This window comes from Thioclava sp. GXIMD4215, assembly GCF_045291555.1.
Lineage (GTDB): Bacteria > Pseudomonadota > Alphaproteobacteria > Rhodobacterales > Rhodobacteraceae > Thioclava > Thioclava litoralis.
On the sequence record NZ_CP149517.1, the window covers coordinates 43195 to 62843 of the forward strand.

Genomic DNA, 19649 nt, shown 5'->3' on the forward strand with positions numbered 1-19649 from the left:
AATATCCTCAATCTACACCCCGCAAAGCGTGGCCTTCCGAAACATGTCGACTATGATCGGGCGCCCCGCCCTAAATTTCCTTTCTGGTGGGCGAGTGACACCTCTTTAGGCCTGCAAGGAAACAGACATATGGTGGCAATTATCGTCACCATACCACTGCTTCTGGTCTGTGTCTTTGTCGGGATCAACTTCGGTGGCGAGCGGTATCTGGGTTGGAAGAAGGATAAGGTATTTTACGAAAACCTCTATCGGAGTACTTTGGAACAGAAGGGAGAAGACTATATCGAATTCCTTGTCAACAAAGGTTCCGATACAGTCTTCCGCTACCTGAGAGACGACGAGGAGCTACAGTTCTCGGAGTATCTGCGCTACATTTATGTCGACGATGACACCTATACGAGCGTCTTCTACGCCGATCTCACCGCTGCCATCATCTCCGTCGGCGGAGGGCTGTTTTTCCTGATCGCAACGCTCGGGATCCGCCGAGAGGCACCTCTTATTTTTGACCGCGAAAACGGCCTTGTGAAATCGTGGCAGAACGGCAAGATCTACGCGATTGCGTGGGAAGACCTGCGGATCGGGCTACATCCCAGCGGGATTGGGGTCATTCTGCCTCGCATCGGGCAGATAAAGGGCGACCAGATGGTGCTTCGTTACATCCTGCGGGCGCAAAATTTCAGTTTTCACATGGATGAAGACCGCGACCTCTGGCCGCTGCTTACGCGGATCTGCGACTATATGGAAGGTGGGCTGGAGGCGGCCTCGCTGGAGTGTTTCGAGAACAAGCCGGTCTTTGCGCTGCGCCAGCAAGAGAGGCCCAAAGATTTCGATGCCGCCTTGACCGACCGAGCCGCGATCAAACGCGCCACGCTCGCTCAATATGGGGAAGAGTTTTATCACTCATAAGGTACAGACATCGGTAAGTGAGTTGCCCTTTTAGTTTGATGCTGGTTAGCAAGGAAGTTGACCTGCCCCCCGTTGTTCCCTCATTCATAACGAGAGTCTGCAGGTTGGTGCACTGCTCCCCAACCTTGGATCGCCGGAGGCTGGATTTTTCCGACTGTCTCACGATGACGGGCTGGTGACGCCATCGGGATAATGCATGGCAATCGGGACGTTGTATCCGATCGCGCTGTGGGGTCTGTCCTCGTTGTAGTGCCTACGCCAATCCTCCAGCTTTTCGCGTGCATCTGCAAGGCTCATGAACCAGTGGGCATTCAGACACTCCGCCCTGAGCTTGCTATTGAACGCCTCGATGAACCCGTTGTCCGTGGGATTTCCGGGCCGTGAGAAGTCCAGCGTGACGTCGTTGGCATAGGCCAAAAGCTCGAGATCGCGGGAGATGAACTCGCTGCCGTTGTCGTGTCGTATTGTCTTGGGGTAACCGATCTTCCCGCAAACACGTTCGAGCGTCTGCACGACGTCCTCGCCACGGTAGGTGAACCGGGGATCGGCCGTCGGACACAGCCGTGAATGAGTATCCACAACTGTCAGGATGCGGAGCTTTTTGCCCAGGGCGAGCTGGTCGTGGACAAAATCCATCGCACAAACATCGTTCGGCCCAACGGCTTCCTGGCGATCTTCCCGCAGCTTCGCTTTCACCCGTCACCGTGCTCGGCGTAGCCTATAACTCCAGCGAACTGCAGAAACTCAGACGTCGGCCGGAGAATACGAAAGTCCTGCTCTATCTGGACCCCATTCGCGAGGAGATGAAGTTCGGCGGAGACGCCCTCCCCTGGGCGGACCGCATGGCCTATGCCGAACGGATGCTTGAGCGCGACCTCCGCGCCTACGAGGACGCTCATGCCGGCGGCGCGGCAGCCCGATACGAGGGCTACGCTATCCGATGATCACCTGGTACGGCGCACGCAGAGGCGCCCTGCAAGGGTGCTTTTCCGCCTTGGATGAGTGATCGTTGCGGTTATGTGTCAGGCCTGAACTAACAGAATACAAAGGCAGGTGTTCGGCGCGTCGTGAGACGCCTTTTTTTACTGTCTGGATTTTATAATGAAGGCGACAGCGCTCTCTAGAGAAGGCCAATGTTGATAAGATGTCTTGCGATCGGGTTCCGCGATATACGTGCGCCAATGCCCATTGAATATCTCAAGACCCATCAACGGCTTCCCGAGAGTTGCCATTGAAGTGCGCAGGCCGCCAATGGTGTAATCCTTTTGTTCTATCAAGCCATGGGTGAGACATTTTTGTATGATGTCTTCTCGGGCAGATATGGCTCTCATTCAGACCAAATCCTGTATTGTTTTGCCAAACTGACAGCCCTGAGAAAAATATAAGATACTGCAGCAGCTTCGTCAGGCCATTTGCGATAGGAGTTCTTACTGCCTCGTTCGCTGAAATAGGTATACCAAACACCATCGATCTGCTCGATACCATCGATCTCACCGCCACCAAGGCCGCCATGCGTGTATACAGATCCGTCTTCGACGCCATGATGGGCCAAGATGCGCTTCATTTCTTCAACTGTAGAAACATTTTTCATGGTGAAACCTGCCTGATAATTTGATTTTCGATCAGCTCGTTGAGCGGTCGATCTAACATATACTGCGTAGCGCCGCCCGTCTCTCCAAACCATGGCGCTGCTTTCCCTGCGGATACAGGAAGATCCTGCATCACTTCATAAACAGCATGCTGCTGAGTAGAAATGTCATAAGGCAGAGCGCGCGATGAAAAATCTGCGCCCTCAGGGGATAAATATCTTCCAGTATCGTCCAATCCAACTCTGCTACTAAATCTATCTAATCTAGTGCCTGGAGATAATGTTTCAGATGTAGGCGCAGCATCAAACCCATCGTTTGGTGGCCACCGAAGCTCTCCGGTATCTGGATCGAACCACTCATCGCCAAGATCTTTCCGATACCATGGTTTTCGGTCAGGTGGCACTCTGGTCTTAGGCCGCACTCTCGCCCAAATCCGCGTTTTTGCGAAACCTTTGGCGACGAGGACGCCAGCGCCACTCAGTACCGCGCCAGCAAAGCCACCGGTAACCGCGCCCATGGCGGCACCATCCAACCGATCAAGGACGCCGCCTTCGTCATGCCCCGCGCCAGATATTCCGCCCAGAACCGCGCCTGTGCGCGCGCCAGAGGCACTCATAGCACGCGCACCGCCCCCCGCTGCCGCTCCAGCCGCACCGCCGACTGGAATAAAAATCGTGGGAATAGCGCCCGCGATCTCTCCAGTCAGGAAATAATTTGGATGGGAGAGGCGCTCAGCTTCCATAATCTGGCGACGTGAGGCGACGGCATCATCATAGTTCTTTTCTAGAAATAAACTATCGATCCATGCCGTTGCTTCATCACTAAATCCAAAGCTAATGCCTTGTCCGCTCTCCCCCCACGCACTTTCTGACTTGCTAGCCTCGCGGGCACCGGTTGCAAGCTGGTATTCTTCGAACGCTTTTGCTCTTTCATCGAAGTAAAACTGACTATCACTTCCGGTTGTGATGTAGTCGTAGGCAAAGTATGCGGCACCGCCGTCGGCTCCCGTCCAACGGGCGGCCGGGTCTACCGGCGAGATGTACTTGGGAACGACTGCGGTTGCAGCGCCAAAGGCCGCATCGTCGAGCGTTTCGATATATTCACTCACGGCGCGAGACAGCAGCTCCGGGGGCAGGCCTTCCTTGCTGTCAACGCCTCGCGTCTAATTGGCATTCGCCGGGATCAAGCTGGCATCGACACCGAAGCTGTGACCACCGACCAAACCTTCGTCGATGCATCGTTGCAGGACGGTCTCGAACAGATGACGGAACAGCCCGCTCTCGCGAAAGCGCCCGTGCCGGTTCTTGGAAAATGTCGAATGATCCGGCACCGCGTCGGTTAGATCGAGCCGGCAAAACCAACGATACGCCAGATTGACATGAACCTCGTCGCAAAGCCGCCGCTCGGACTGAATGCCCATGCAATATCCTCAGAGTTTATTCTGCGGAACAGTCTCCTTTTCCTCGGCTGCTTGGGCACTTGTAAACCGCTCCAAGATCTCTTCGATCCCGCGCAGACGGATGTCGCGCTGGGGGAACGGAATTTCGATGCTGTGCTCGGCAAAGCGGCGGTAGATCGCGCGCAGGAGATCGGAGCGTACCACGACCACCTCACTGATATCCCAAAGCATACAGCGAAGCTCCAATTCCAGCCCGCTTTCGCCCATCGCGATGAATAACGCTTGTGCCTGCGGGTACCTCTGAATGCGGCTGTCGCTTTCGGCGATCTCCATCAAGAGTTTCAGCGCCAAGTCCACATCCGTCCCGTAGGCAACCGAGACTGGCACAGTCAGCCGGCCGACATGGCTGCCGAGTGTCATGTTTTTTACCGTCCCCGCCACCAGATCGGTGTTGGGCACGATGACATCGTGACGATCGAATGTCTCGATCCGTGTCGAGCGCACGGAGATTTTCTGGACGATGCCGGAGATACCAGCGACCTCGATCCAGTCGCCTTCCTTGACGGGGCGCTCGATCAGTAGGATCACCCCAGAGACGAAGTTCGAGACGACTGTCTGCAGACCAAAGCCGACCCCGAGCGAAAGCGCACCCGCAACCACCGCCAGTGACGAAAGATCAAGCCCCGCGGCGGAGACCGCAGTAAAAGCCGAGATGACAGTTCCCAGATACCCAAGGCCAGTCACCAGCGCGGTCGCAGATCCCGCATCGACGCGCGTTCGAGGCAGAACCGAGCTACGCAGGACAAACTGCAGCCAGCGTGTGAGAACGCTGCCCAGTGCGAAAACACCAAGCAAAGTTGCGATTGCGCCCGAAGTGAGCCGCAGATCGCCGATGGCGACCCCTTGGCGCATGCGTAGCCAGATCTCGCGCAGATCGCTCACCTCCGCACCCCAAGCCATGGCGATTGCCGGAAGGAGTGCGAGGCCAATCGGGACACCGATTGAGGCGGATCTGATCGGACGCCTATTCCACGGAGCACGTTATCGCTTCGGCCGGGCGCTCGAGCTCCTGCTGCAGGCCATGGAAATCGCCATCGGGCGCGGCGACGCCGACTTGGATATCGGGCATTTCGCGGCGGCCTATGCGATGAACGAGGCCTGCACAGCTGCCGATAATGTGTTCTACGCCGAGCATTACTGGCTCCTGAAGCCCGATGAGATCGAAGAAGAAGATCTCCCTCGCCGGCGCAAACGGTGCAGGTTGGCCCATTGTCTCGACAGGCGGCGCGGCGATCCGTCAGTATCTTCTGGCGCGCGTCACGTCGTCCAGAGGCAAGCGCGCAGCACCTCGCGCGGCCTTTGGTATGCTGCACACCTGGCTGTCCAGCCACCGACCGACCCAAAATCCGGAGCCTATTCGGGATATTCTTCGCGATGTGATCGTCGAGACCACCCCGCTCAGCAAGGGGCAGATGCTTCTGGGTAAGCCGGTCACAGATCCCCACCTGAGCAGCATCGCGTCGATCGCAAGGGCGGAAGGTGTTGATGCCGGGACGATGCGCGACGTCCTGCTGATGGCGGGGCTATTGGACGCCGAGGACGTCGCGCGCCGCAGCAATCGGCTGGTGATCGACTACACGGTAGCCCGCGATTTGATCGACATCGTGAAGCATGCCGTTCCCGTCTCGCGCCTGCCGACCATGCTTGGGGCATCCCATGCGCTCGTCGAGCTGCTGATCGAGATCGGCCAGTTGCACCTCGTTCGGGGGCAATATACCTTGGCAAGCAAGATTGGCAAAGCCGTCAACGGCCAAAGCGTGAAGCCGATCCTTCGGTTTCTGGAGGAGAGTTTTCCGCTCGTCGAGAAGGCGCCGGAAGGCTTCGCCTATCTCTCTAAGGCGGCTGGGAAATCCCGCGCCGAGGCGAAGTTTATCCTCGAAGTGACGTTCCTCGGCCATCTGAAGCGGGGCTATCGGGTGTCCGGCGCACACGGGTTTGCAGCGCTGGTGTTCGATCCGGAGGAGATCCAGGCGCTGGCCGAATCCCCTCCGCCCGGCCTCTCCGAAGCCTCGTATTTCCTGGTGAGCTGACCCACAGAAACAAAGGTTCCTTTGAAACCCAGATCATGCCGCCTTCGGGCGGCATTTTTTATGAACTTTCGATGGCCATTTTCTCTGTGTGAAATGGACAAATGGTGGCCTCAGTGCGGAATCCGGCATTTTAGGATGTTTATTTTCAATAGCTTATGGCGCATCAAAAAGCCTCAATGGACAATTACTAATGGGTCCAACAGCGACAAGTCCACTCTTCAAGCTGCTCGAATTTTTATCGCCTTACCTAAGACGTTTCTCTTGGTTCGCAAGTAACAATATATACTGAGATGAAATGAGAAATAGCTTCGTATTGATAAGCCGGCCAGCATCAGTTGAATATAACAAAACGGTAGAAAGAACGTTTCTTTCCCCACGAACTCTGAAGCGCCAGGAACTAGGTACAGAACTTTGGCTGCGCCAAGGCCAGGTGCAATAATTAAAAAAACCATGCTGGCAGCTTGCCGTAGTTTGAGCAGGCTCGGCCTTCTGTTCTTCCACTCTTCCGCGAATAGTGAGCTTTTGAGGATATATTTATTTTCGCTACATCTTCTCACGCAGCGTCCAGTATATTCTTTGATACACTTTTCTTTGTCTACAGAGCAGAGATCGGAAAATATTAAGTACAGATAAAGCACTGCTAAAAGTGTAAACCCGGCAACTTCCCATGTCGCGACATTTCCGATTAAAAACCGAAAAACCACACCCGAAATAAACATCGTTGGATTGGGAAATAAAAGCATGTGAAACCAGAAGCTAGTAAGCATGTAGCTTTTCAATAGAAAAATGCTGCAAAATAGTAATACCGCATTGATCAGGAAAACCGTGAACGCGAGGTATAGTCTATCTAAATATAGTAACGGCATGAAAAACATAAGGCATGCAGAGAGAGACGAGACCAGGAGCAAGGATTTGTAAAGCCCTTTACGACCTGCAATAAGTTGGCCAGCCTGGCTATCAGGCTTCATCTCTGCGATGAAGTTTTCATAGTTTGGTTTAAACTGTAACTTGACGTCCATTTTTTAGCGGCCCTGAATTGCGTTGGTTTCAGAGATAACATCCAAAGCATTCATCTCGTAGCCAGCTCTGACAGATCCTGTCTGCCCCCGCATTCTTGCAGAAGATACCGTTCCTATCGGAAATGTTTGTACTGGCGCCCCGCTTACACCAAAAAAAAGCTTTTTCAAGGCTGCGGCGATTTCGTTCGTTACTCCAAGCCGATCAAGCAAAAAGCCTACTGCGGCTGCGACAACGATACCTGCTACGATCACGGCGGCACCTGCTGCTCCCGCTCCCAGTGCTGCTGCGGCAAGAGTTACCAAGGCTACTCTTAATAAGCCCATAATAGCTTGGCTTATGATGTAGCTGATGGCAAATACCACCAAGGCAGCGCCCACCTTAACGATGGCGTCCTTGAAATTGTCTGAATCCGCTAGAGCAGTAAACACCGTCAGTATGAGACCAATAATCAGCAGGAGTCGATTTGTTGCCCCCTTGAGCCCGTTTACAATCTCTTTGCTAGCATTTTTAGCCAAACTGCCTTTTTCAACGTCAATATCGATAAAGTGCAACTTGGCTGCTGGGTAATATGTTTTATTCAAAAACTTTCCCATCGCATGGGGTGCGACAAAGCTGATCATTTTCACGCCTTGCTCGTAAAATACTTTGCCTGTTTTTCCCCTTAGGATCACATTCAAAAAATCTCTGCGCGCAGCCAAACGCGTTTGTGGATTATTTAGAAGTTGTTTGGTGAGTATTTCTTTATACGAAGCGTTGATGTCTCCAACATATGAACCGCTACGAATTACAGCCTCAATATAGTATGAAGCGTACCAGCTCGTTGCGAAAGCTTCGGCATTTGTGAAGCTTACAGAAAAGATTTTGCCGATCGTGTCACTGAGCTGCTCAATAATAGTGGTGTTGAGCGTCTCTATATCGAAGCTGATATCTCCTTCTGGCAGCTGACACCACGGAGCTTCCATCGTGAAGATCGTGTCCTCATCTGTGTTGAATTTATATTCTTCCTGTCGCCGTTCGCGACGCGCACGTTGGCGCTTCATCTGACGGTTTTCACCATAAGTCTTTACAAAAACGCGAAAGTCGCTTGGCTTAATAACATCGCCGAAATCTTTAATATTAGCTATAACTTCTGTTGTCGTTCCGTCGACTTCAATGAGTAACTTGTTCGCCGTACCCTCCGGGGTATTCAGGAGTGTGTATGCTTCTCCTGTCTGTAAAACCGGAGTTGATCTGCCATCAACTGTTCCGGTCAGATTTGGAGCCCTAGCCGCGCTATCGTAATCAGCGAGAAAAATGTTTCCTTGCTGACATGGAAGGCAAGGATTATCAATTTCGTTTGTACTGGAAAAATCAGCCATATTGCTCACGTCGATTTAAGTGTTTTTATGTTTGAAACTGCCCATTTTTTCATTGATCGGGCACGATCAAGTTGATGAATTTTTACGTTTTCATCGGCATGGGCCGAACCCCTAGGAAGCACGTAGTTGCCCGCGTAAAGATATGCTACAGAGAAATCTGCCACTGCCTGTTCAATTGTATAACCGTTTTCTTTAGCTATGTCGCATAGATGACTAACAAACTCAGTGTTGTGCAAACGGACGTCACGTGTCTCGGCAAGCAAGTAGGCCTTTAGTTTGTTGATAAATGCCTTCTTACGATAGCTTGTAAACAGATCAATTTCCATTTGGGTTATTCTAAATTGGCTATAACTGATGACTTCATCACGCCTATCCCATCCAGAAAAACGTGCCCAATTGCTCCCGTCAGACAAAATATAGTGCAGTTTGTTACCTGAGCCGGTGTGCGCCCAGTACTTAGCGATATCTGTTTTCTTTGAGATGCCGGAGAGGTAATGAAAGAGAGAGCGCCTCTCCCAGAACCGAAAGTAAAACCAGTTGCCTTGGATGTCTCGAACCCGTGTGAACTTTCTAAAATGTTGGCAAAATGCATCTAGCTCAATGCAAGATCGTATAAAAATGCCCGGTTCGCACGCCCATAAATCTGTCGGTTGCCCAGAATCTGTGAACAACCTTCTTGTGAATTCGCTATCCTCTGTGAGTGCCACAGCATAGGGTGCAACGTTCGCGAGTTCTCGAGCGGCATTCCCTGTGAACAAGCAACGGTGCTCTAGACCACTAGCCTCAAGGATTTCCGGCAAGTTCCTAACTTTTGCAGCGTCTAAAATCGAAAACGTTTTTAGGCAAGATCTATCTATTTCAGATGTAGTTGACCCAGTGAAATCAAGTTCACCAAATAGATGGCTTTCTACTTGTTCGGGCACTGCTTTCTTGGGAAGTCTGCCGAATTGTTGATCCAATGGCGAAAAGTATGATATCGGAACGACTTCAAGATGTTTCGTTACTGCAGTGTTCGGAGCTATCTGGATACTGGGTTGCTGGATCTGCTCCCAAAAATCATTGTCCATCTCTGACCGTATTCTCATGTGTAAATATATGAAAATTAACCATTAGATTGTTCGTCGCGTGTCACAAGTTGCAAGAGCTGAAAAGCGTCAACGGCCTGATTTAGTTTCTTAAATTAGCTTTCAGGCAGATGGTGCCTTTCCCCTTTCAGACGATAGCCTCGATTTTGGATTTGTCCAGGTCCGAGATATGGGTCATGATAGCGATACGGGGCTTGACCTGCCCCCCCGGAAGTTCCCTCAATCTGATGTAGAGTCTGCCTAACCTTGCACTGCTCCCCAACCTTGGATCGCCGGAGGCTGGATTTTTCCGACTGTCTCACGATGACGGGCTGGTGACGCCATCGGGATAATGCATGGCAATCGGGACGTTGTATCCGATCGCGCTGTGGGGTCTGTCCTCGTTGTAGTGCCTACGCCAATCCTCCAACTTTTCGCGTGCATCTGCAAGGCTCATAAACCAGTGTGCATTCAGACACTCCGCCCTGAGCTTGCTATTGAACGCCTCGATGAACCCGTTGTCCGTGGGTTTTCCGGGCCGTGAGAAGTCCAGCGTGACGTCGTTGGCATAGGCCCATAGATCGAGGTCGCGGGAGATGAACTCGCTGCCGTTGTCGTGTCGTATTGTCTTGGGGTAACCGATCTTCCCGCAAACACGTTCGAGCGTCTGCACGACGTCCTCGCCACGGTAGGTGAACCGGGGATCGGCCGTCGGACACAGCCGTGAATGAGTATCCACAACTGTCAGGATGCGGAGCTTTTTGCCCAGGGCGAGCTGGTCGTGGACAAAATCCATCGCACAAACATCGTTCGGCCCAACACCGTATCGACGCGATCGGCCCTATTCTGACATTAGAAACAAAATAAGGGATGTCCGCATAGGGCCGAGGTTCTCGATACAAGCTTTTCGGACGCAAATGAGCAAGCATGCTCGGCTGCTTTATTAGACGTTTGCAGTAACCTGCAATTCGGTCATCATTCCTGTCGCGAGGTGGCCCATATGGTGACAATGTAGCATCCAGCGCGCGGCCTCGCCCGCATCGAAGGCGATGGTGACCATAGTCATAGGCGGCACCACGACCGTATCGCGTTTGGCACCGTCAAAACGGCGACCGTTGATTGCCACGATCTGGAACACATGGCCATGAAGATGCATCGGATGCGCCATCATCGACATGTTGTGGAAGGTCATCTCGACCCGCTCGCCATGGATCACCGGTATTGGAGCGTGATCGGCCCAGACCTGACCGTTGATCGTCCAGCGATAGGGATCCATGCTGCCGCCCAGCATAACATCGTGGTGACGGCTGACCTCGCGCGCGGGAAGGCTTTGCACTGCCCGCAACCGGTATTCCAGATCGAGATCCTGCGTCGCGGCAGGTGCCTCGACCTGCGCCTCGCCCGACAGCTTTGCGACCGTAGCTCCTGCGCTGGCCAAAACAAGGCCGGTCTGCTTGGTGCTGCCCTCGCGCTTGGCGAGAACAGGATAGGCCCCGTTATGCGCGGGCAGATCCACAAGAATATCCATCCGCTGCGCCGGAGACATCGGGAAGCGGCTCCCTGCCACGGGCTGGACTTTCTCGCCATCCACCGCAACCAGCGCCCCCTCGAGCGCGCCAAGATCGAGCCAGTAGGCGGTCATCGAGGAGCCGTTGATGACCCGCAGACGGACGCGCCCGCCCTCCTCCACCGTCACGACCTCCGGATCGTCGAGCGTGCGGTCATTGGCGAGATAGGCGTCGAACTCGAAATCGTTCAGATCCATCGCCATACCGGACATATGATCCATTCCCGATCCGCTGGAATGGCTCATGGTCATGCCGGACATATCCATGCCCGTCCTATTCCCATGCGACATGGGCGCGGAGCCGCCGCTCATCTGATGGCCCGACATATCATGGCCTTCCATATGACCACCGGCCAGCTGGTCGAGCACCTCCTCTGGTGCGAGGAAGCTGAAATCATGGAGGAACATCACGACCTCCTGCCGGTCCTCCGCCTGTTCCTCGGCGCTCCGGACAATGAGAGGCGCCGCCAGCAGGCCAAGCTCGTGCTGGGGCACATGCGAATGCATCCAGAACGTGCCCGCACGGGGCGTGAAATCATAGGCGCGGGTCTCGCCCACCTTCAGCATCGGGTTGGTATTGGGGGCGCCATCCTGCGCATTGGGCGGGATCTGCCCATGCCAGTGGATGATCGTCTCCATATCGAGATCATTTGTCAGATCGACGCGGAAACGCTCACCGGGGGCGAGGGTCAGCCCTTGGGTGCCCTGTGCATTCACAAGGCCCATGACGGTGGCGGCGCGCCCGTTTACCTCAAGGGTGCGGGTAGTGGCCTTGAGGCTACGCGCAGCGCTTTCCGCCGTCACGCGGGCAGGAAGAAGCAGGCCAGCTGATGTGGCAATACTTGCGGCCAGAAAGCCGCGACGAGTCAATGTGGTCATTGGAAATCTCCGTAAAACCGTTGGGGAAGAGGTTTTTGCGAAGATCAGAGACGTGGAGGGCGGCGCAGCGGTGCGACGATCTGGGAGGCCAGATCGAGCTGGAAGCCCGAGCGGTCCATAGGGCGGGCAAGCGGGCGGACACCGAGCGGTGCATGCTCGTCCTGCGTGGCCTGTGACAGAAGGCAATCCATCGTGCAGGACGCGCTATGGGCATGGCCCTCGTGGTGATGGGCAGGCTCGGCCATTGCGGCACAGCAGCGCTCGGCAGGCTGGATCATGGATGCAAAGCTCGCCCCCGGCCCGAAGACGGACCAGAGCACGAGCGTCATCACCAGAACGGGGCGCAGGAGCCGGAGCATCGTGACCATGCCCGCAACCTATCCTGCGCCCGATCCGGCGTCAGATCACATTCCGGAGATCAGAGCTTCTGTCCCCGCAGCCGCAAAGCATTACCGATCACCGAGACCGAGGACAGGCTCATGGCCAGCGCCGCGATCACCGGCGACAGGAGTTCACGCGCTCGTGCAGCCAAGAGGTCTTTGCCAGCCACGAAGGAGGCAGGGGCAAATCCGCCTCCGGCGGCAACCTCTATTATGGCACCACCCGCATCGTGAATCTGGGGAACAGATGTGCCTGATGCCTTGCCTGCCGCGGTCACTTTGAGACAACCCTCTAGGCGGTAAAGGCCATGAGATTTGCAGCCGTCACGCTCGCCGGCAGTGATGACTTGTGCGACAGCTCGGGCATTTTCTTCGGTAAACCCATGGTTTTGCAATACGTTGAGAACACGCTGTTCAAGCGCGGCGGGAGAGATTGTTAGTGACATTATATTCTCACTTTATAAGGCAGAAGCGTTAGTCAGAAAAAACGGACGCAGGCACCGAAGCGATCTGCCCGAAATGGCCTAGGATCCACGAATGGGATGGAGCCAGACACCATCTCCGCCAGCAAACGCCCTGTTGCCGGACCGAGCGTAAAACCGTGATGCGCGTGACCGAATGCAAACCATAAGCCTGGATGACGGGGTGCCTGGCTGATGACTGGGCGCATATCGGGAAGACAGGGCCGCAAACCGACCCAAGCCTTATCTTCAACCTGACGGCCAAGCGGCAGTACTTCACGCGCGTATTTTTCGGCCAATCTGACCTGTTTGAGATTAGGCGGCGATGAGGGATGCGAGAAGTCAATCCCCGTCGCCATGCGGATCCCCGCCGCCATAGGTGATAGAACAAAGCCATTCTCTTCGTCGACAACCGGACGCGACAGCGCCGCACCATCCGCAGCTCCAAAATGAAGATGATGGCCACGTTTGACTGCGAGGGGAATACGGTATCCCAAGGGGGTGTAGACCTCGGGCGCTGCAGCTCCGGTCGCTAGAACGACATTTATGGCGCTGATTTTCCCGTCGGCGGCGGTTACTTGCCAACGTGTCCTACTAACTCTCTCGAGGCTACGTGCATCGCCCAATAAAATCTTGCCTCCGCAAGAGATGAAATGGTCTGCATAACTTTTTGTAACCCCTGCCGGGTTGACAGTTGATTTTGGATCCATCCAATGAACACCGCCCACAACGGCAGATGAGAGCGACGGTTCAAGAGCATGAACAGCCCTTCGATCCAGTGCAGAGGCTTTCAACCCATAATCGCGCAATCTCCCAGCGGCATCCCATGCGGTTTTAAGCGTATGGTCACTCCGACATATCTCGATCCAGCCGCGATCGACATATAGCGCCTCAGAGCCCGTCTTCGCTGCAAGAAAATCATGCTCTTCCACGCAATTCTGTATCAACGGAAGAATGTCTTGACTTGCTTTCTGCAGTCTCTTCGGGGCCGACTGCCACCAGTATTGAAGCAGCCACGGGGAGAGGCGCGGCAGATAGAATGGGTCAAAACGAACAGCAGATCCTCGGTTGAAGCCATGCCGCCAGAGATCGGCGATACGGCGTGGAAAAGCATAAGGCACAACAGTCGATCGTTCGACGAGGCCCGCATGCCCAAAGCTGGCGCCGTGACCGACCTCCGCCTTGTCGAGGACCGCAACTGACAGGCCCCGGTCCTGTAAATGAAGGGCACAGCTAAGGCCGATTATTCCGCCTCCAAGGACGATTGCGTCAAAGTTCATGATTGTTCTTCTTGTGAAAGGGAATGCCCGACCGATAGGGTCAGGCAACACCGAGGAAGCGGCGCAACTCGGGGGACTGTGGGTTGGTGAAGAGTTGATCGGGGGCGCCCTCTTCGGCCACTTGGCCTTGATGTAAAAACACTACACGCGAGGAAACTTCGCGCGCGAAGGCCATCTCATGGGTCACGACAATCATAGTCATGCCCTCTTCTGCCAGCGTTTTCATAACTTTGAGCACCTCGTTCACAAGCTCCGGATCTAGCGCCGAGGTTGGTTCGTCAAACAGTATAGCATCAGGGCGCATGGCGAGCGCACGAGCAATTGCTACACGCTGCTGCTGTCCGCCAGAAAGCTGCGATGGATACATATGCATGCGCTCGGCCAGTCCGACGCGAGCCAATAGATGCTCTGCATGGGCGCGCGCCTCGTTGCGGGTCTCGCCCTTGACCACCACAGGCCCTTCCATGACGTTCTCTATTACGGTGCGATGTGACCAGAGATTGAACTGCTGAAAAACCATACCCAAGCGCATCCGCACGCGTTCTACCTGCTTAGGATCAATCGGGCGCCCATTCCGTATATTAAGCTCCTCACCGTGGACGAAAACCCTACCGCTTGTTGGCGGCTCGAGCATATTTAGACAGCGCAGGAAAGTCGATTTCCCAGATCCGGAGGAGCCGAGAATCGAGATGACGTCATGGCTGTGCGCTTTTAAGGAGATTCCATTCAGAACCTTCAGCGTACCAAAAGACTTATGTATATCCTGCGCATGCAAGATTACGGATTGGGTGCCAGGCATGATCAGGCTCCTTTTTCAAACATATCATGCGCACGTTTGCGCAACGAAACTTGCGGGCTCAGCCTGTTTTCAGCGACACGCCAAAGCCATACGAACATCGCTGTGATCGCTAGATAGATTAACCCGGCCCAAAGATAGGCTGAGAAGTCATATCCTCTGGAGAATATGGTCCGGGTCTGCCCCATAAGATCAAAGACCGTCACCACCGAGGCCAAGGCCGATGCCTTGATCATCAAGATGACTTCGTTGCCCAAAGCAGGCCAAGCGATACGATAAGCGTGCGGCAGGATAACTCGACGAAGCTGCGTGCGGTAAGGCATCCCTATCGCCTTGGCTGCCTCGACCTCACCGAGATTCACTCCCTGAATGCCACCACGTAGGATCTCGGTCTGATAGGCCAGAGAATTGAGCACAAAAGCCAACAACGCACAGTTGAAAGGTTCGCGCAGAAACGCCCATAATCCAACTTGCTGAAGCCACGGACGAAATTCACCAGCTCCATAATAGATCAAGAAGAGCTGAGCCAAAATAGGGGTGCCACGCACGAACGAGATGTAGAGCCGTATCGGGGCCTGCACAATCGGGTTACACCTGACCCGCATGAGAGCAAGTATGGGTGCCAAAGCGGCGGCAATCCCAACTCCCATAAAGGTCAGCTTAAGCGTCGTAAATGCACCAGACAGGAACAGCGGCCAATAGCTTTGCAAAATGTCCAAAGGGTTCATGTGACGCTCCCCCGCACACCGCGTGACGCGCGCTTTTCCATCCGGCCAAGGGCAATCTCAGACAGAATACACATCAGCCAATACAGACAGCACGCCGCAAGATAAAAAGTGAAAGGCTGCTTGGTCACGCCCACCGCGACCTTGGTCACTCGCATGATATCATTGAGTGAGATCACCGAAACCAAAGAGGTGTCCTTCAGCAGGCTGATCCAGAGATTACCAATCCCCGGCAAGGCAAACCGCCAGATTTGGGGGAGTTTGACGCGTAGGAAAATCTGGTAAGGGCGCATTCCTATCGCCATAGCAGCTTCAATCTGTCCGCGGTCCAGTGATTGAAAAGCACCGCGCAGCACTTCAGCTGCGAAGGCACCAAAGACAAGTGCTAGCGCGACCACGCCCGCGACGAAAGGACTGATAATAATGCTTGGGGCGTTTGGGATCGCCCATGATAGCAGTGAGTTCAGTCCCATACCCACACCGTTATACACAAGAAACAGAGTGAGAAGTTCCGGCAAGCCACGCATCATCGTCGTATATCCGTTGGCGAACATTTGAGCGGGGCGGCGAGGCGCCAGAGAGCCAGACGCCACAATGAAACCGATCGCAAGCCCAAATGGCAAAGTCGTCAAGGCAAGCGCTACGGTAATCTTGAGGCCAGAAAACAGTTCATCACCCCAGCCGCTGTTGCCCCAGGAGAAAAGCTCCAACATGAGAAGTCCTTCCAGACCAGCGTTGCCGACCCGAAGGCTTGCTTCAGGTCGAACACGCCGGATCAACAGGTTATTTCAGGGTGTAGATGTCGATGTCGAAATACTTATCGTTGATGGCTTGGTAGGTGCCATCTTCACGCATTTCCTTTAGAGCCGCGTTGATCCTTTGCCGTAGCGTATCATCCTCCTTACGCAGGCCAATCCCGACACCTTCGCCCACAAAAGCCGGATCACGGATCGGCTCACCCACCATTTCGCAACAGGCGCCGTCGGCGGTATTGTGCAACCACTCGGCCATCGGAACCATATCCCCGACCTCCAGATCCAGACGACCGGAGGCTAGATCGAGATTGACCTCGTCCTGATTGGGATAAAGCCGGATATCAGCCGATGGAAAAGTAGCTTGCAAGTAATCCGCCTGCGTTGCGCCTGCCTGAGCACCGATGGTCTTTCCAGAAAGTCCTTTATCCGTCAGATCAGTTAGTCCGGCACCTTTAGGTGCAACGAGGGTCATTGCCGAAGCATAATACGGGTCGCTAAAAGCAATTTGCTTTTTGCGTTCTTCGGTGATGAACATTGATGCGACAATAAGGTCGTATTTTTTTGCAAGAAGACCGGGAATGATACCATCCCAATCCTGCGCAACGATTGTGCAGTTAGCATTCAGCTTTTTGCACAACGCATTGGCGATTTCGACATCGAAACCTTTGATTTCGCCCGAGGGTTCGACATAGTTGAAAGGAGGATAGGCCCCCTCAGTGGCAATGCGTAGATCTTCAGCCATAGCGGCAGATGCAAGGCATGCAAAAGCCAAGGCCCCTGCGGTGATGCGCAGGCGCTTGAAAACAGTCATAACGCTCTCCTGTTGGTCTATTTTTTCAGTTTGTCGGTATCGTGGCCCACATGGCCCACGAACTTGCCATAAAGCCCAGCGATCCTATTGAGTCGGGGCAGTACATCTGCGCCCAGCGTGGCGCAAACCTCGTTGATCAAAAGATTCCCGAAACTGGCCATTAGCGCACTGGAATCCCAGAACTGGTTGATTTGCGTCGGAATGGCGAAAACCTCACTTGCGAAGTCACCTCCCCAATCACAGAAGAGATCCGTAATCAGCGTAACCTTCATCCCGGCGTTCGCAGCTTCCTCGGCCAAGAGCCGCGCTTGTTTCGAATACCGCCGTGCTTCGAATAGGACCAGGCACCCCTCATCAGCAGCCAAAAGCATTTCCGAAAAATTACCGCCGGCGACGTCAAGCAACACAACACCCTCACGGACATAGTGCAGTTGATTGGCGAAATACTGCGCCAGACCGCGTTCAGTTTGAAACCCACAAACAAAAACCTTCTGGCTGGTACTTAGTCGCGCTACAACTTCACGCCACTGCTCGGTGGCAGCAAATTCGTAGACTTTCACTAAAGCTGCGATCTCAAGTTCCAACCCGCGTGAAAGAAAACTTTCATTTTCACGAGTGGCGCGTTGCAATTCCCCCAAACGATCACTGAGCAGCCAAGGATAATCTGATGAAAGGCTTTTCAGATCTTCTTTTAACGCCCTAAACCCCTGATAACCCAAGGTACGGCAGAAGCGGCTGACTGTCGCCTCGCTCATGTGAGCCTTTTCTGCAAGGCTTGAGGCCGTTTCAAAGGGAAGATCCTGAAGCGCCCCAAGCATATAGGTCGCTAAAGCCTTATCCGCCTTTGACCCGCTCTCCGCGAGACGCGCGAGCCGAAACTTCAAAGTCTCACCGGGGTATTCAGAGCACTCTTTCTGCATAGTTTCTTTCTCAACTTCCGTTGTGAAAGAAATATTTCATAGCTTCCAGTCTTCCAAATGATTTCTAGGATAGGTGGGAAATTAACTTGTAGAGCTCGAGGTCTGGATTAAAATTTAAGCATTTTCTCACTGAATAGGCGTTGTTGCGCAGCTCAGACGTGAGGACGCGTTAGCCCCTTACCCCGCTGGCCTCATGCGACCGTCTTGATCTCGGCCCGTCCAAGGGCCGAGCAGCGTGTGTGGATGCCCCCTATTTGGCAAACAAAATCTTCAGTTCGTCGGCGGGGTCTTCGATCGGACGTGTGTCAGGTCTCTGAATGTGGCCTTGCATGACGCAACGGGTAGGTCATGCTGTTCGGAAGGCTGGGTTCACATCGGTTCAGAGAGCTGCAAGCGGCCATGCCTGACATCTGGCCCCGGCACTGAATCTCCCGCCTTGAACTTCGAAGTCCTTGTCGCCTACTCCTCGTCGATCGCTCACCCTGGCCTTGCGGCCATGTCGTGTCCGAACCCTGATCGGGGTCAGATCACGCCATACGATAATTCTCTTTCTTCACTGTCAGGGCCCAGATCATGCGAGCCATCTTGTTCGCCAGCGGCTGCCGATGGACTGCCACCGGTTCGAAGAACATCGGCAGCGCCGCGACCATCCTGGGCTTGCGCGCCATCAGTGCGGCCAACCAGCGGTTCGCACTGCCGCCCTTACGAACCACCCATCGGATCAAGCTGATGGTGCCGACAATCAGAAGGCGGCGGATGTCGGTCTGACCCATTTTACTGACCGAACCCAGCTTGGCCTTGCCACCGGTGGACCTCTGCCGGGGTACCAGCCCGAGCGATGCTGCGAAGTTTCGCCCGCTATCGAATGTGTCAAGGTCCGGAGCGAACGCCGAAACCGCGCCAGCGGTGACCGGGCCAATCCCTGGGATGGTACACAATCTTCGCAGCTGTACATCCGTCTTCGATGCCGTCTCGAGTTCGACCGCTAGCTGTTCGATCACCTCGGTGAGCCGTGCGATTTGGCCAAGATAAATCTCTCCCATATCCCGAACCGGGTTTGGAAGGTCCGTGGCCTCGCTTTCCAGCGCGTTCTTCAGTACTTTCAGGCTCGCTGGTCCCTTTGGCGCCACGAGGCCGAACTCGGCCAGATGTCCTCGGAGCGCATTGATGAGCTGCGTGCGCTGCCGAACCAGACATTGATGCGTCCGGAATGCGACCGCGCGCCCTTGGGTGTCGGCGCTCTTGACCGCCACGAAACGCATAGTCGGACGTGAGGCCGCTTCCGCAATGGCCTCCGCGTCCGCCTTATCGTTCTTCTGCCGCTTCACAAACGGCTTCACATAGGCCGCTGGGACAAGCCGAACCTCGTGGCCGTGCCATTGTGCCACCCGGCCCCAGTAATGCGACGTGGCACAGGCCTCCATCGCAACGATGCACGCGGGCTGCTCGGCGAGAAGCGTCGCCAGACGCGTTCGCGACAGACTTCGGTTATATAAAACCGTCCCCGACGGCCCGACGGCCCGACGGCGCAGACTTGAAAGCTACTCTTCGCAAGGTCGATCGCTAGCATGCTGATATTTGTTGTCATCGGTATACCCTCCGCGTGGCTCTAACAGAACCATCATGGCATATGAGATGCCGTTGGTGGG

The 19649-nt window shown here is 54.5% G+C and carries 18 protein-coding genes and 4 pseudogenes; 2 read left to right on the forward strand and 20 right to left on the reverse strand.

The window, feature by feature from the left end:
• The first annotated feature begins 129 nt into the window (after positions 1-129).
• Entirely contained in the window at positions 130-906 is a 777-nt protein-coding gene (locus tag WDB86_RS16735) for a hypothetical protein (RefSeq protein ID WP_341486053.1), read from the forward strand.
• Between the two features lie 159 nt (positions 907-1065).
• Here the strand turns inward: WDB86_RS16735 and WDB86_RS16740 are convergent.
• The 6 genes and pseudogenes from WDB86_RS16740 to WDB86_RS16765 form a co-directional block, all read right to left on the reverse strand.
• Positions 1066-1605: pseudogene (locus WDB86_RS16740) on the reverse strand (integrase core domain-containing protein); the annotation flags it as partial.
• A 628-nt stretch (positions 1606-2233) separates the two neighbouring features.
• Positions 2234-2497 (reverse strand): hypothetical protein, encoded by a 264-nt coding sequence (locus WDB86_RS16745; protein WP_341486055.1) that lies wholly within the window; start codon positions 2495-2497, stop codon positions 2234-2236.
• A complete protein-coding gene (locus WDB86_RS16750) occupies positions 2494-3237 on the reverse strand; it encodes a glycohydrolase toxin TNT-related protein (protein ID WP_341486152.1) in 744 nt (247 codons plus the stop codon). The genes WDB86_RS16745 and WDB86_RS16750 overlap by 4 nt, the downstream gene beginning before the upstream one ends.
• Before the next feature lie 231 nt (positions 3238-3468).
• A pseudogene (locus WDB86_RS16755) lies at positions 3469-3924 on the reverse strand (transposase); the annotation flags it as partial.
• Positions 3925-4836, reverse strand: a complete 912-nt coding sequence (locus WDB86_RS16760) for a mechanosensitive ion channel family protein (protein ID WP_406737099.1) — start codon at positions 4834-4836, stop codon at positions 3925-3927. It lies immediately after the preceding pseudogene.
• A gap of 82 nt (positions 4837-4918) precedes the next feature.
• Complete coding sequence (locus tag WDB86_RS16765) at positions 4919-5089, reverse strand: hypothetical protein (protein WP_341486057.1); 171 nt, start codon at positions 5087-5089, stop codon at positions 4919-4921.
• Between the two features lie 19 nt (positions 5090-5108).
• Here WDB86_RS16765 and WDB86_RS16770 point away from each other — a divergent pair, with 19 nt between their 5' ends.
• Positions 5109-5984, forward strand: a complete 876-nt coding sequence (locus tag WDB86_RS16770) for a hypothetical protein (RefSeq protein WP_341486058.1) — start codon at positions 5109-5111, stop codon at positions 5982-5984.
• A 218-nt stretch (positions 5985-6202) separates the two neighbouring features.
• Here the strand turns inward: WDB86_RS16770 and WDB86_RS16775 are convergent, their stop codons facing one another.
• From WDB86_RS16775 to WDB86_RS16840, 14 genes and pseudogenes are all read right to left on the reverse strand, one after another.
• Positions 6203-7003 (reverse strand): hypothetical protein, encoded by an 801-nt coding sequence (locus tag WDB86_RS16775; protein WP_341486059.1) that lies wholly within the window; start codon positions 7001-7003, stop codon positions 6203-6205.
• A 3-nt stretch (positions 7004-7006) separates the two neighbouring features.
• Positions 7007-8362: a hypothetical protein gene (locus WDB86_RS16780; protein WP_341486060.1), complete on the reverse strand. Its 1356-nt coding sequence runs from the start codon at positions 8360-8362 to the stop codon at positions 7007-7009.
• Between the two features lie 5 nt (positions 8363-8367).
• Positions 8368-9429 (reverse strand): DUF4123 domain-containing protein, encoded by a 1062-nt coding sequence (locus tag WDB86_RS16785; protein WP_341486061.1) that lies wholly within the window; start codon positions 9427-9429, stop codon positions 8368-8370.
• A 316-nt stretch (positions 9430-9745) separates the two neighbouring features.
• A pseudogene (locus WDB86_RS16790) lies at positions 9746-10258 on the reverse strand (integrase core domain-containing protein); the annotation flags it as partial.
• 111 nt (positions 10259-10369) lie between these two features.
• Positions 10370-11872: a multicopper oxidase domain-containing protein gene (locus tag WDB86_RS16795; RefSeq protein ID WP_341486062.1), complete on the reverse strand. Its 1503-nt coding sequence runs from the start codon at positions 11870-11872 to the stop codon at positions 10370-10372.
• Between the two features lie 44 nt (positions 11873-11916).
• Positions 11917-12240 carry a hypothetical protein gene (locus tag WDB86_RS16800; protein ID WP_406737100.1) on the reverse strand — a complete coding sequence of 108 codons (324 nt, stop codon included), beginning with the start codon at positions 12238-12240 and terminating at the stop codon, positions 11917-11919.
• A gap of 50 nt (positions 12241-12290) precedes the next feature.
• Positions 12291-12698: an Ldh family oxidoreductase gene (locus tag WDB86_RS16805; RefSeq protein WP_341486064.1), complete on the reverse strand. Its 408-nt coding sequence runs from the start codon at positions 12696-12698 to the stop codon at positions 12291-12293.
• Positions 12699-12730: 32 nt separating this feature from the next.
• Positions 12731-13993, reverse strand: a complete 1263-nt coding sequence (locus tag WDB86_RS16810) for an FAD-binding oxidoreductase (RefSeq protein ID WP_341486065.1) — start codon at positions 13991-13993, stop codon at positions 12731-12733.
• 40 nt (positions 13994-14033) lie between these two features.
• Entirely contained in the window at positions 14034-14792 is a 759-nt protein-coding gene (locus WDB86_RS16815) for an amino acid ABC transporter ATP-binding protein (RefSeq protein WP_341486066.1), read from the reverse strand.
• A gap of 2 nt (positions 14793-14794) precedes the next feature.
• Positions 14795-15517 (reverse strand): ABC transporter permease subunit, encoded by a 723-nt coding sequence (locus WDB86_RS16820; RefSeq protein WP_341486067.1) that lies wholly within the window; start codon positions 15515-15517, stop codon positions 14795-14797.
• Positions 15514-16227 (reverse strand): ABC transporter permease, encoded by a 714-nt coding sequence (locus WDB86_RS16825; protein WP_341486068.1) that lies wholly within the window; start codon positions 16225-16227, stop codon positions 15514-15516. Before WDB86_RS16825 ends, WDB86_RS16820 begins: the two co-directional genes overlap by 4 nt.
• A 70-nt stretch (positions 16228-16297) precedes the next feature.
• Positions 16298-17080, reverse strand: a complete 783-nt coding sequence (locus tag WDB86_RS16830; RefSeq protein WP_341486069.1) for an ABC transporter substrate-binding protein — start codon at positions 17078-17080, stop codon at positions 16298-16300.
• Positions 17081-17097: 17 nt separating this feature from the next.
• Positions 17098-18000 (reverse strand): MurR/RpiR family transcriptional regulator, encoded by a 903-nt coding sequence (locus tag WDB86_RS16835; RefSeq protein ID WP_341486070.1) that lies wholly within the window; start codon positions 17998-18000, stop codon positions 17098-17100.
• 527 nt (positions 18001-18527) lie between these two features.
• Positions 18528-19588: pseudogene (locus WDB86_RS16840) on the reverse strand (IS110 family transposase).
• Positions 19589-19649: the final 61 nt, after the last annotated feature.

Excerpts from the sequence above, each read along its gene's own strand:
- WDB86_RS16785 (WP_341486061.1), bottom strand. The coding sequence starts at position 9,429 with ATGGACAATGATTTTTGGGAGCAGATCCAGCAACCCAGTATCCAGATA.
- WDB86_RS16765 (WP_341486057.1), bottom strand. The coding sequence starts at position 5,089 with ATGCTCGGCGTAGAACACATTATCGGCAGCTGTGCAGGCCTCGTTCAT.
- WDB86_RS16815 (WP_341486066.1), bottom strand. The coding sequence starts at position 14,792 with ATGCCTGGCACCCAATCCGTAATCTTGCATGCGCAGGATATACATAAG.
- WDB86_RS16800 (WP_406737100.1), bottom strand. The coding sequence starts at position 12,240 with ATGGTCACGATGCTCCGGCTCCTGCGCCCCGTTCTGGTGATGACGCTC.
- WDB86_RS16835 (WP_341486070.1), bottom strand. The coding sequence starts at position 18,000 with ATGCAGAAAGAGTGCTCTGAATACCCCGGTGAGACTTTGAAGTTTCGG.
- WDB86_RS16810 (WP_341486065.1), bottom strand. The coding sequence starts at position 13,993 with ATGAACTTTGACGCAATCGTCCTTGGAGGCGGAATAATCGGCCTTAGC.
- WDB86_RS16830 (WP_341486069.1), bottom strand. The coding sequence starts at position 17,080 with ATGACTGTTTTCAAGCGCCTGCGCATCACCGCAGGGGCCTTGGCTTTT.
- WDB86_RS16795 (WP_341486062.1), bottom strand. The coding sequence starts at position 11,872 with ATGACCACATTGACTCGTCGCGGCTTTCTGGCCGCAAGTATTGCCACA.
- WDB86_RS16775 (WP_341486059.1), bottom strand. The coding sequence starts at position 7,003 with ATGGACGTCAAGTTACAGTTTAAACCAAACTATGAAAACTTCATCGCA.
- WDB86_RS16735 (WP_341486053.1), top strand. The coding sequence starts at position 130 with ATGGTGGCAATTATCGTCACCATACCACTGCTTCTGGTCTGTGTCTTT.
- WDB86_RS16825 (WP_341486068.1), bottom strand. The coding sequence starts at position 16,227 with ATGTTGGAGCTTTTCTCCTGGGGCAACAGCGGCTGGGGTGATGAACTG.
- WDB86_RS16770 (WP_341486058.1), top strand. The coding sequence starts at position 5,109 with ATGAGATCGAAGAAGAAGATCTCCCTCGCCGGCGCAAACGGTGCAGGT.
- WDB86_RS16745 (WP_341486055.1), bottom strand. The coding sequence starts at position 2,497 with ATGAAAAATGTTTCTACAGTTGAAGAAATGAAGCGCATCTTGGCCCAT.
- WDB86_RS16820 (WP_341486067.1), bottom strand. The coding sequence starts at position 15,517 with ATGAACCCTTTGGACATTTTGCAAAGCTATTGGCCGCTGTTCCTGTCT.
- WDB86_RS16750 (WP_341486152.1), bottom strand. The coding sequence starts at position 3,237 with ATGGAAGCTGAGCGCCTCTCCCATCCAAATTATTTCCTGACTGGAGAG.
- WDB86_RS16805 (WP_341486064.1), bottom strand. The coding sequence starts at position 12,698 with ATGTCACTAACAATCTCTCCCGCCGCGCTTGAACAGCGTGTTCTCAAC.
- WDB86_RS16780 (WP_341486060.1), bottom strand. The coding sequence starts at position 8,362 with ATGGCTGATTTTTCCAGTACAAACGAAATTGATAATCCTTGCCTTCCA.